An 11,401-nucleotide genomic window follows, 5' to 3' on the forward strand; every position below is an offset into this window, starting at 1 on the left:
TTGCTTATGATAAAGTGAAACTTTAATCAGTGGGGGGATGTTTATCCCCCGCTGATTATTAGTTGAACCAATCGGGCTTTTACGGGCAGTTGCCCCCAAAACTAACTTCTTTGCCCTAGCTGAATTTTGAGGTGGGGTCTTACTGCCCGTTAATAGCGGGGTAAATGAACAGAAAAGAATATTTTTTAGAATTAAAGGAGACGTTTATGCAAAAGTTTGAACAAGCTGTTTCATATATTGAAAATGGTGAAGCGGAAAAAGGATTACAATTATTAAAAGAACAATTAAAAATTGCGAATGATGAAGAGAAGTATGATATCGCTCGCTATTATCATACACTTGGATTTACGGATGAAGCGTTAGCTATTACAGAAGACTTACGTTTATTGTATCCAGAGGAAAGTGAATTCACTGTATTTTTAGCAGAATTATATATTGATCTAGACAAAGAAGATGAAGCGATTGAAGTGCTTCATGATATTCCAGAAAATGATGATTTATATGTTCAATCATTATTACTAGTTGCGGATTTATTCCAAATGCAAGGTTTTGATGATGTAGCAGAACAAAAACTATTAAAGGCGAAAGAAATGATGCCTGACGAGCCTGTTATTACGTTTGGATTAGCAGAGTTATATAGTAGTAAAGGTGAAGAACAAAAGGCAATTACTTATTATGAGTCGCTATTAGCGGAGCATAAAGTAATGGGTGGTGTTGTCATTGCCTTACGCCTTGGAGAAACGTTAAGTGCTATTGGAAATTGGGAAGAGGCGATTTCTTACTACGAAGCAGGTTTAGAGGAACAAAAAGATATTCACTCATTATTTGGATATGCATTCACGTTATACCAAGGTGAAGAATACCAAAGAGCAATTGGTGCTTGGCAAGAACTGAAAGAATTAGATCCTGAGTATGCATCGCTTTACATGTATTTAGCGAAAAGCTATGAAAAAGAAGGGATGCTTCAAGAAAGCTATGAAACACTTCATGAAGGAATTAAAGTAGATGAGCTTTCTGTACCATTTTATGTAGAATTAGCGAACATTGCGGCGAAATTAGGGAAAATTGCGGAAGCAGAGGAAGTGCTTCAAAAAGCGCTTGAGTTAGATCCAGGACATTTAGGTGCAACATTAAAATATGCATATATCTTAAAGGAACAAGAAAAGTATGAAGAGCTAATTGCTGTTGTAGAGCGTGCTATCGATAGCGGAGAACCAGATACACAACTACTTTGGGATCTTGCATTTGCAAAAAAACAATTAGAAATGTATTCGGATGCATTAAAACACTATGAAAGTGCATATACTTCTTTTAAGAATCATCCAGACTTCTTGGAAGAGTACGGTTATTTCTTATTGGAAGAAGGTATGCGAAAAGAGGCGAAAGAAGTATTTACTCAGTTAATACAACTAGACCCGACACAAATTCATATTGAAGAATTGTTATATAATTTAGAGGATTTTTCATAAGTTGGAAGGAAACTGAATGCCGCTTCTTGAATCTAAAAAGAAAAGAGAAAGACAGAGGAGGGACTTAATTGCTATGAATACCCCTGTTTCTGTAAACGAGAAGAAGGATTTTGTAAAATGGTTTTTAAATAATTACCAACTGAAACAGCGTGAATGTGTATGGATTTTGAATTATTTAATGAGTCACGACCAATTGATGCATAAAGTCCACTTCGTAGAGCATGCAAAATATTGTCCGCGTGGCTTAGTAATGTCCGCGAATTGTGTAAAAGATACACCGTTTCACTTTTTTAAACAAAATGTTATGACAACAGATGCTGAAAAATCGTTTCATGATATTCGTTTAAATCGAGATGAGGATATTTATATTCAACTCAATTTTAAATCATCGTTTCAAAATGCCAACTATGTAGCTGTATTAGAAGAAAACCCGTATTTACCAAAGCACATTGAAGTAAATGAAAAAGATCGTTTACTTGCAGAAAGATTTTTAGAAGAAAGTGTATTTTCTTTTAGAAGAGAACGTCTTCTAAAGCAAATTGATGAAGCGCTGGATAAGCAAGATAAGGAAGCGTTTCATAGGTTAACAGCGGAGTTAAAGATGTTATAGAATTCATTTGGATTCATAAAATTTTACAAATTTCAGACTTTTTAAGAAAAACTACCTTAATATAGGTAGTTTTTCTTTTTTTACCTCTTTTAGTATGGTTTAATATATATAAAGTGAAAGTTCTGTCATTTATAGGTGGGGGAGGGAAGACATTTGAAATGGATTGTAAAAGATGTGGAGCAGTTTGAGCAAGCAAGAGAATATGTAGATACGGGTGTTATACCACTTTTATCAATTTCAGCAGCAAAAGAAATGAAAACGGTAGTAGAACAAGGGGAATTTATCGAATTGTTGAGTATGGAGCTAGAAAGAGAATATAAAGGAAGAGTGCTTTTACTACCTGCATTTACGTATTTAGTAGAAAGTCAAAAAAACGAAAAAGGTCGTTTGCAAGAATGGACAAATCATTTGAAAAAGCAAGGTTTTAAGCATATTAATTATGTTACAAGTGATTTTTCATGGAAAGAAGATATGCAAGAATTGCAGGGAGATTTATTTTGGTTTCCTTCATTAGCGTTAGAACAATTTAGTGATCAAGCGAAAAGAGAAGTGATTCATGCACATATAAAAAATATAATGGTAATGTTAGAAGAAAAATGGGGAAAACAATAATAAACAGAAAGTTCTTATTATTATGAGTAGTATGATATTGACCTGTGCATGAGCGTATTATATCATGATAGTGTCCTAGTTTTTATTTTTTATATAATTTATCACGAGGGGACAATTTCTGATAGAGGGGGGAAATTTTCGTGAGCGAGAAAGAACATCGTGTGTCAAGAAGACAGTTTTTAAATTACACTCTTACAGGGGTAGGAGGCTTTATGGCGGCGGGTATTTTAATGCCGATGACGCGATTTGCGCTTGATCCGGTGTTAAGAAAAGAAGCGGGAACGGATATGGTTGCTGTTGCACAAGTAAAGGATATTACAACAGAGCCGAAACGTTTCGACTTTAAGGTGAAGCAGGTTGATGGTTGGTACAAGTCCGAAGAGCCAAAATCAGCTTGGGTTCATAAAGATGAAAGCGGAGACATTGTTGCGTTCTCTCCAGTATGTAAACATTTAGGATGTACAGTGAACTGGAATTCGGATAAATCACATCCGAATCAATTCTTTTGTCCATGTCACGGGGGTCGTTATACAAAAGACGGGATGAACATTAAAGGCACGCCGCCCCTTGCACCACTTGATGTATACGAATCTAAAGTGAAAGACGGGACGCTGTATTTAGGTAAAGCGAAGCCAAGAGGGGGTGCAAAGTAGATGCTAAATAAAATTTATGATTGGGTAGATGAAAGGTTAGATATTACACCAATATGGCGTGATATCGCTGATCATGAAGTACCTGAGCATGTAAACCCGGCACATCACTTCTCTGCATTCGTTTATTGTTTTGGAGGACTTACCTTTTTCGTTACTGTAATTCAAATTTTATCTGGAATGTTTTTGACGATGTATTATGTGCCTGATATTAAAAATGCTTGGGAATCAGTTTATTATTTACAAAATGAGGTTGCGTACGGACAAATTGTTCGTGGTATGCATCACTGGGGTGCTAGTCTCGTCATTGTAATGATGTTTTTACATACACTTAGGGTTTTCTTCCAGGGTGCGTATAAAAAGCCTCGTGAGTTAAACTGGATTGTTGGTGTTCTTATTTTCTTTGTCATGTTAGGTCTTGGTTTTACCGGATATTTATTACCGTGGGATATGAAAGCGTTATTTGCTACGAAAGTAGGGATTCAAATTGCAGAGCAAACGCCGCTCATTGGTCCTTACATTAAAACATTACTCGCTGGTCATTCCGAAATTGTTGGCGCTCAAACATTAACTCGCTTCTTTGCTATTCACGTCTTCTTCTTACCAGCAGCACTTCTAGGTTTAATGGCCTTCCACTTCATCATGATTCGCAAACAAGGTATTTCCGGTCCGCTATAAGAGATTGCTAAATTAAAGGGGAAAGAACTAAAGGAGGGAGATTATGCATCGCGGCAAAGGGATGAAGTTTGTAGGAGATTCTCGGGTACCAGTAGCTCGGAAACCAAATATTCCAAAAGACTATTCGGAATACCCAGGGAAAACAGAAGCATTTTGGCCGAACTTCTTGTTAAAAGAATGGATGGTTGGTGCAGTTTTTTTAATCGGTTATTTATGTTTAACAGTGGCGCATCCGTCACCGCTTGAAAGAATGGCGGATCCAACTGATGCTGGGTATATACCACTTCCAGATTGGTATTTCTTATTCTTGTATCAGTTATTAAAGTATTCTTATGCTTCTGGCTCATTTACTGTAATTGGAGCGTTCATTATGCCAGGGATTGCGTTTGGCGCATTACTGTTAGCTCCATTTCTTGATCGAGGCCCAGAAAGACGCCCATTGAAGCGTCCTGTAGCAACGGGATTTATGCTTTTAGCAGTTGCATCGATTATCTTTTTAACTTGGGAATCTGTAGCACACCACGACTGGGAAGCTGCAAAAAAACAAGGAGCAATTGTAAAAACAGCACCAGTTGATAAAAATGATGACGGTTATAAATTAATGCAAAAAAATACTTGTTTAACATGTCACGGTGACAATTTACAGGGCGGCGCAGCAGCACCAGCACTGCAAAATTTAACTTTGAAGCCAGAAGAAATTGCTAAAATTGCGAAAGAGGGAAAAGGTTCCATGCCTAAAGGTGTATTTAAAGGTACAGATGAGGAACTGAAGAAGCTTTCGGAATTCGTTGCAAAGTATAATAAAAAATAATAAAAAGCTGACTACAAAAAAATTGTAGTCAGCTTTTTATTTTGATGAAAGAAAGTTTACTATATAATAGAGTAGAGTTTGATGAAAGAATGAAAGGTGTTGGACATACAGCTTGGTTTACTTGCATGCAATGTTAAGGCAACGCTCTGTATTATTATTTTTATTAGTTGTTAACATATTAGGTACAATATACGGATTTATATGGTATGGAAATCAATTAAAAGAAACTTTACCTATATTTTGGCCGTTTGTACCCGATAGTCCTATGGCGAGTCTCTTTTTTGTCTTTGTTTTAATCGCTTTTTTAATAAAGAGAAATTGGGGATTAATAGAGGCGCTAGCGATTGTTACTTTAATAAAATATGGTATATGGGCTGTTGTTGTAAATGGGGTTATGATCTATGTAAAAGGTCCTATTGGCCTTATCGGGTATATGTTAATGCTTTCGCATTTTGCGATGGCGGTACAAGCAGTGCTATATGCACCGTTTTACCGTATAAAAAAATGGCATTTTGCGGTAGCCGCTATATGGACATTACATAATGATGCAATTGATTATTTGTTCTGGCAAATGCCGAGATACGGAATTATGCATTTGTTTGTAGGAGAAATTGGTTATTTTACGTTCTGGTTAAGCATTGCTGTGCTTTGTATGACATATTATTATTGCTTACGTGAGAATCGAAAACAGTTTTCTTTATAATCGTTAGAACATTAGGGGGAGAAAATGAAGAAAAATACGAGTGGTACAAAAATATTGGATCGATTGATTACGATAATTGTTTCATATAGCATAGCATTTTCTATATTTGCACTCGCAACAACGGCGGTTGTATATGGAAAATGGCTATATTATTTTGAAATTGATTTTTTAAACATTCCAGATTTAGCAGATATGACGAAGGATGATATTAAAAGAAATTATGATGTGCTTATCACATATTTATCTCCGTTTTATGACGGTGCATTACAGTTGCCCACATTAGATATGTCTACAAATGGCCGTATTCATTTTGTAGATGTTAAAAATATTTTAGTAAAGATACAATATGTAATGTATGCGACAATTATAATTGCAATAGTAGGCGGCATGTATTTATTAAAAAAGAAAAATGAAAAGTTTTTACTGCATGGATCGATTGTAACAATTATCTTTCCGATTGCGCTTGTGTTACCAATTGCTATTAATTTTGAAAAGAGTTTTGTATTATTCCATAAGCTTTTATTCAGTAATGATTATTGGATGTTTGATATTGAAACGGATCCGATTATATTAATGTTACCAGAAGAGTTTTTTATGCATGCAGCGTGTGCTATTTTATTATTTATTTTATGTGGTAGCATAATTTGTTATAGCTTGTATAAATATTTCGTAAAAAAGAAAAGGATTTCAAAAGAAAAATTCTCTGTTTAAAGAGAATTTTTTTGTTTGTAAAACGATAATATATTTTTCGGTCCAGTTCTGTTCTATTCTTGTCCACATTAACATATTTTGTACTAGTAGTTATAGGGGGGACCGTGATGAAGAGAACATTAATTGGACTGATTGCATTTCTAATTATCATGTTTCCGTTACGTATATATGCTGAGGAGTGGAGTGAACTAACAGGGTTGTTAGATGACTCATTACAATTAGTGAAGCGTAATGAAGATGAAAAAGCAGTACAAGTACTGCAACATTTCTCGGAGCAGTTTGTAATAAAGGGGAATGAAAAGAAGCAGGAAGTAACGCCAGATCAAGTTAGAGTTATTTCTTTAGCTTACGACAAGGCGAAACAATCTCTCGCGGAAGAAGATGTAAGGAAACAAGTTAAAATTGATAATGTGTTAGCCCTGCAGCTCGCTGTCGATGCGCAAGTATCGAAATATCAACCACTTTGGATGGAAAGAGAAGGAAAAGTAATGGATGCCTTTTCTCAAATGGAAAAAGCGATGAAAAAAGAAGATACGGGACAGTTTCAACAAACGTTAAACACATTTTTACATGAATTTAATATTATTTATCCAAGCTTAATGATAGCCCTGCCAGAAAACGAAGTGCAGCGTGTAAATGCCCATTTATCTTATTTGGATGAATTTCGTAACGTTATGTTAAAAACGAAAGGTGGACAAATGCAATTAGGAATCATTAAAGGGGATTTGCAAAAAATATTTCACACAGTAAAAAAAGATGAAATTGCACCCTCTCTCATTTGGTTTATGACAATTACTGGAGGTCTTATTTTATTCACATTAACTTATGTTGGGTGGAGAAAGTATAAAGGAGAGAGAGAAAAAAGAAAAAGTAATGTACATTCTAAGAATAGATAATGTAATAAATAAAGATTCGGATTGTAAGGTTTATTCATTGACAATGGTGGCAGAAGAAAATAGAATGAGAAGTACTATAATTAAAACTTCAATGGAGGTTCATGATGTTTTATTTAATTTACTTCGCGATCATTTTGATCATACCGTTGTATGCACAGTCAAAAGTACGTAGTGCCTATAGCAAGTATTCACAAGTTTATTCAACATCAGGTATGACAGGAGCAGAAGTGGCTCGGAAAATCTTAGATGAAAATGGATTATACAACGTAGCTGTAGAAGAAACACCAGGTCATTTATCAGACCATTATGATCCAACTGCCAAAACAGTTCGATTATCAACAGATAACTATTACGGTCATTCAGTTGCTGGTACAGCAGTTGCAGCACACGAAGTAGGACACGCAATTCAAGATGCAAAAGACTATAACTTTATGCGTATTCGTCATTCGTTAGTGCCAGTTGCGAACTTTGGATCGAATATTTCTTGGATATTTATTATGATCGGTATTTTTGCATCGATGGCCAACATGATATTTTTAGGTATCATTTTAATGGCAGCAGGTGTTGTGTTCCAACTTGTTACATTACCAGTTGAGTTTGATGCATCAAAGCGTGCTATGCAACAAATTGAAGCGTTAGGTATCGTATCAACAGATGAATATGGGCAAGCTCGTAAAGTATTAAATGCGGCAGCATTAACATATGTAGCAGCTGCAGCCGTAGCGGTATTTGAATTATTACGTCTCGTATTAATTTATACTGGTATGCAGCGTAGCGATGACTAAAGACTATCAATTTTGATAGTCTTTTTTGTTTTGTGGATTGAATTATATAATGTATTGCAAATAGAAATAATAGAAGTAATGCGGAAAGGCGGTGGGGGAAATGCAATATCCAGGCCATTTAGTAAAACAGGTGAAAGAGCGTAGTGCTCCTTATCAATTAGAAGGTTTTTTAAGTGGACAAGGCCCTGAAAATCCGAAATTTATGTTGTTAGGAGAAGCGCCTGGTGAAACAGAAATTCATAATGGGATTCCGTTTAGCGGGAGAGCGGGAAAACAATTAATGGGTTTTTTAGAACGTATTCACGTTACAAGGGAAGAAGTATATATTACGAGTGCTGTTCGGAGTAGACCTTATAAGTGGCGAGAGAAAAAAGAACGAAATGGTTCTATTATACAAAAAAAGTATAATAGAACGCCAAATCAAGGAGAAATAGTTGCCCATGCACCTTTGTTAGATTATGAATTAGAGAAACTAAATCCGAAGCTAATTGTCACGCTTGGCAATATCGGTCTTCAGCGTTTAACAGGAAAAGGTAAAAAAATCACAGATGTACACGGGCAATTATTAAAACAGCCCATTCGAAAATTAAAGGATATGCAAAGTGCAGAATTTACATGGTCAGAGAAAGAATATCATATTTTTCCGACCTTCCATCCTGCTTCCATTTTTTATAATCGGGGCTTATTGGAGCTTATTTATGAGGATTTAGAGAAACTTAAGCAATACGTAATAAAAAACTAGAAAAGCTTTTTAGCTTTTCTAGTTGTGTTTATGTATGTAATGGGTTTTTATTTTCATCCAACGTAAAACCTTCACCAACTACATCATGTACGTCACTTACTGCAACAAATGCATGAGGATCTACAGAAGTAATAATATTTTTTAATTTCACGATTTCATTTTTAGCCACAACGCAATACAATACGTTCCGTTCTACTTTTGTATACGATCCAACAGCTTTTAAAAAGGTCGCTCCGCGCTCCATCTCAGATAAAATTTTAGCAGCAATTTCATCGTTTTTATCGGAGATAATAGTTGCTCCTTTTGCTGCATAGGCTCCTTCTTGCATAAAATCAATGACTTTCGCCCCGATAAAAACAGCAACTAACGTATACATACCCTCGCGATATGATAAATAGGTAAGGATAGAGACGATAATGACGATAGCATCAAACATAAACATCGTTTTCCCCATACTCCAGCCAACATATTTATGAGCGAGTCTCGCAATAATATCTACACCGCCAGTAGTTCCGCCGTATTTAAATATGATCCCGAGACCGATACCAATAAATGCCCCAGCAAATAAAGCTGCGAGTGTCATATCATTTTGTAAGTTTAAATGTAAGTTGAGAACTTCGTAACGCTGAAAAATCCATAGAAATAAAGATACGCTAAATGTGCCGATTAGTGTATATATAAATGTCGTTCTTCCAAGTAACTTCCAACCAATAAAAAATATAGGGATATTTAAAATTAAGTTTGAATAAGAAGGGTCAAACTTAAATAGAAAATACAATAATAGTGTAATACCAGTAAATCCACCTTCTGCAAGGTGATTTTCAATATTGATATTCACAATACCGAAAGAAAAAATAGCGGAACCGATTAAAATGAAAATGATATTTCGAATCTTCAAATTTGATGTCATATAGAAATCCCCCTAATTATGTAAATGGCATTGCTCCGCTGAAACGGTAAAACATAATGATAAGTAATTTCTAATTGCTAGTGAAAATAGTGAAGGCTATAAAAATCGATTGGTTCTGGTTGATTTTTTGCCAAAAACGCAAAAGAAAGTTTCACTTTATTATAATCTTTCCCAAAAAGGGTCGCAAATAGGTGTTTGGCGGGGAATAATATTTGTCAAATCGCGATGAATTGGCTAACATGAAAGAGGAAGGATTAGAGGTGAATTGTATGGAAGCGAAAACGATGAAGGATATGCAGAAAGAAGTTGATGCATATATTGGTCAGTTTAAAGAAGGTTATTTCAGTCCACTTGCAATGATGGCTCGTTTAACGGAAGAAATGGGGGAGCTTGCAAGAGAGGTGAATCATTATTATGGTGAGAAACCGAAGAAAACAACTGAAAAAGAACGTAGTATTGAAGAAGAGCTTGGAGATGTATTATTTGTTATGATTTGTATGGCAAATAGTTTAAATATTGATTTAGAAACAGCACATAACATTGTAATGAATAAATTTAATACTCGCGATAAAGATCGCTGGACACGTATTGATGAGGGAGAGAAAGAATAATGAAAGAAATTAAAGTAATTATCGCTGGACCAAGAGGACGTATGGGACATGAAGCAGTTCTTCTTATGGAAAGAACGGAACATTTTAATTTAGTAGCAGCAGTGGATTATAAGCATGGTGGAGAGAAAATCTCTGATTTACCGGGAATGCCAGCGCTAGATACACCTATTTACGCAGATTTACATACTTGTTTAGAGGAAGTAGAAGCAGATGTGTTGTTAGATTTAACAACGCCAGAAGTTGGGAAACAACACGTTACACTAGCAGTTGAGCGTGGACTTCGTTCTGTTATTGGTACAACTGGATTTACAGAAGAAGAGCTAAAACAATTAACCGAGACTGCGAAAGAAAAAGCAGTAGGAACAATTATCGCTCCAAACTTTGCAATTGGTGCGGTTCTTATGATGAAATTCTCACAAATGGCAGCGAAATACTTCCAAGATGTTGAAGTAATTGAATTGCATCATGATCAAAAACTAGATGCACCATCTGGTACAGCGGTAAAAACAGTAGAATTGATTCGTCAAAATCGTGAATCAAAGCAGCAAGGTCATCCAAATGAAGTAGAGCAACTAGAAGGGGCTCGTGGTGCAAACGTAGACGGCATTCACATTCATAGTGTACGTTTACCAGGACTTATTGCACACCAAGAAGTAATGTTTGGTGGAGACGGACAAATGTTAACAGTTCGTCATGATTCATTCAATCGTGCATCATTTATGTCTGGTGTAAAACTATCAATTGAGACAGTAATGAATCTAGATCATCTTGTGTACGGTTTAGAAAATATTATCGACTAAAGGGGAGACAACGGATGAAAATTGCCTTAATCGCACATGACAAAAAGAAAAATGACATGGTTTCGTTTGCATACGCATATAAACCAATTTTTGAACAACATGAATTATTTGCAACAGGAACGACAGGGCTTCGTATTATGGAAGCGACCGGTTTAGTTGTAACAAGATATCAATCTGGTCCTCTTGGTGGCGATCAAGAAATTGGTGCAATGATTGCGAAAAATGATTTAGACATGGTAATTTTCTTCCGCGATCCATTAACAGCACAGCCGCATGAACCGGATGTGAATGCATTGCTTCGTTTATGTGATGTATATGCAATTCCACTTGCAACGAATATGGCAAGTGCTGAAATGTTAATGCACGCATTAGAGCGAGGAGATTTAGATTACCGCAAGTTAAGAAAATGAGGG

General features: G+C 35.7%; 15 protein-coding genes. 14 read left to right on the top strand and 1 reads right to left on the bottom strand.

What is annotated here, in order from left to right; translation table 11 throughout:
- Positions 1 to 206 precede the first annotated feature (206 nt).
- The 11 genes from MR147_RS00320 to MR147_RS00370 all read left to right on the top strand — a co-directional run bounded on the left by MR147_RS00320 (position 207) and on the right by MR147_RS00370 (position 8,667).
- Complete coding sequence (locus tag MR147_RS00320; RefSeq protein WP_001168676.1) at positions 207 to 1,469, top strand: tetratricopeptide repeat protein; 1,263 nt, start codon at positions 207 to 209, stop codon at positions 1,467 to 1,469.
- Between the two features lie 73 nt (positions 1,470 to 1,542).
- Positions 1,543 to 2,079, top strand: a complete 537-nt coding sequence (locus tag MR147_RS00325; protein WP_001095923.1) for a ReoY family proteolytic degradation factor — start codon at positions 1,543 to 1,545, stop codon at positions 2,077 to 2,079.
- A 153-nt stretch (positions 2,080 to 2,232) separates the two neighbouring features.
- Positions 2,233 to 2,691 carry a YpiF family protein gene (locus tag MR147_RS00330; RefSeq protein ID WP_074609526.1) on the top strand — a complete coding sequence of 153 codons (459 nt, stop codon included), beginning with the start codon at positions 2,233 to 2,235 and terminating at the stop codon, positions 2,689 to 2,691.
- 140 nt (positions 2,692 to 2,831) lie between these two features.
- Entirely contained in the window at positions 2,832 to 3,344 is a 513-nt protein-coding gene (gene qcrA / locus MR147_RS00335) for a menaquinol-cytochrome c reductase iron-sulfur subunit (RefSeq protein ID WP_001290423.1), read from the top strand.
- A complete protein-coding gene (qcrB, locus tag MR147_RS00340) occupies positions 3,345 to 4,019 on the top strand; it encodes a menaquinol-cytochrome c reductase cytochrome b subunit (RefSeq protein WP_000932700.1) in 675 nt (224 codons plus the stop codon).
- Between the two features lie 43 nt (positions 4,020 to 4,062).
- A complete protein-coding gene (gene qcrC / locus MR147_RS00345; protein WP_000554606.1) occupies positions 4,063 to 4,830 on the top strand; it encodes a menaquinol-cytochrome c reductase cytochrome b/c subunit in 768 nt (255 codons plus the stop codon).
- A gap of 112 nt (positions 4,831 to 4,942) precedes the next feature.
- A complete protein-coding gene (lhaT, locus tag MR147_RS00350; RefSeq protein ID WP_139302924.1) occupies positions 4,943 to 5,533 on the top strand; it encodes a lipoprotein heptaprenylglyceryl N-acetyltransferase LhaT in 591 nt (196 codons plus the stop codon).
- Positions 5,534 to 5,557: 24 nt separating this feature from the next.
- A complete protein-coding gene (gene lit, locus MR147_RS00355; RefSeq protein ID WP_000742534.1) occupies positions 5,558 to 6,244 on the top strand; it encodes a lipoprotein intramolecular transacylase Lit in 687 nt (228 codons plus the stop codon).
- A 107-nt stretch (positions 6,245 to 6,351) separates the two neighbouring features.
- Positions 6,352 to 7,140, top strand: coding sequence for a sporulation protein YpjB (gene ypjB, locus MR147_RS00360; RefSeq protein ID WP_000831595.1), 789 nt, complete (start codon positions 6,352 to 6,354; stop codon positions 7,138 to 7,140).
- Between the two features lie 104 nt (positions 7,141 to 7,244).
- Entirely contained in the window at positions 7,245 to 7,925 is a 681-nt protein-coding gene (locus MR147_RS00365) for a zinc metallopeptidase (protein ID WP_000499536.1), read from the top strand.
- A gap of 100 nt (positions 7,926 to 8,025) precedes the next feature.
- On the top strand, positions 8,026 to 8,667 hold the full coding sequence (locus MR147_RS00370; protein WP_242303552.1) for a uracil-DNA glycosylase: 642 nt from the start codon (positions 8,026 to 8,028) through the stop codon (positions 8,665 to 8,667).
- A gap of 28 nt (positions 8,668 to 8,695) precedes the next feature.
- On the opposite strand, the gene MR147_RS00375 is transcribed toward MR147_RS00370, so the two are convergent.
- A complete protein-coding gene (locus MR147_RS00375) occupies positions 8,696 to 9,577 on the bottom strand; it encodes a YitT family protein (RefSeq protein WP_000203305.1) in 882 nt (293 codons plus the stop codon).
- A 269-nt stretch (positions 9,578 to 9,846) separates the two neighbouring features.
- On the opposite strand from MR147_RS00375, the gene MR147_RS00380 reads away from it, so the two are divergent.
- From MR147_RS00380 to mgsA, 3 genes are read left to right on the top strand one after another with little or no spacing between them, the layout of a single operon-like run.
- Entirely contained in the window at positions 9,847 to 10,188 is a 342-nt protein-coding gene (locus MR147_RS00380) for a nucleotide pyrophosphohydrolase (RefSeq protein WP_002108639.1), read from the top strand.
- Positions 10,188 to 10,988: a dihydrodipicolinate reductase gene (gene dapB, locus MR147_RS00385; protein WP_074610152.1), complete on the top strand. Its 801-nt coding sequence runs from the start codon at positions 10,188 to 10,190 to the stop codon at positions 10,986 to 10,988. Before MR147_RS00380 ends, dapB begins: the two co-directional genes overlap by 1 nt.
- A 14-nt stretch (positions 10,989 to 11,002) precedes the next feature.
- Entirely contained in the window at positions 11,003 to 11,398 is a 396-nt protein-coding gene (gene mgsA, locus MR147_RS00390; RefSeq protein WP_000684765.1) for a methylglyoxal synthase, read from the top strand.
- Positions 11,399 to 11,401 lie beyond the last annotated feature (3 nt).

Origin of the sequence: Bacillus cereus group sp. BfR-BA-01350, assembly GCF_022663775.1 — a bacterium.
GTDB classification, from domain to species: Bacteria; Bacillota; Bacilli; order Bacillales; family Bacillaceae_G; genus Bacillus_A; species Bacillus_A paranthracis.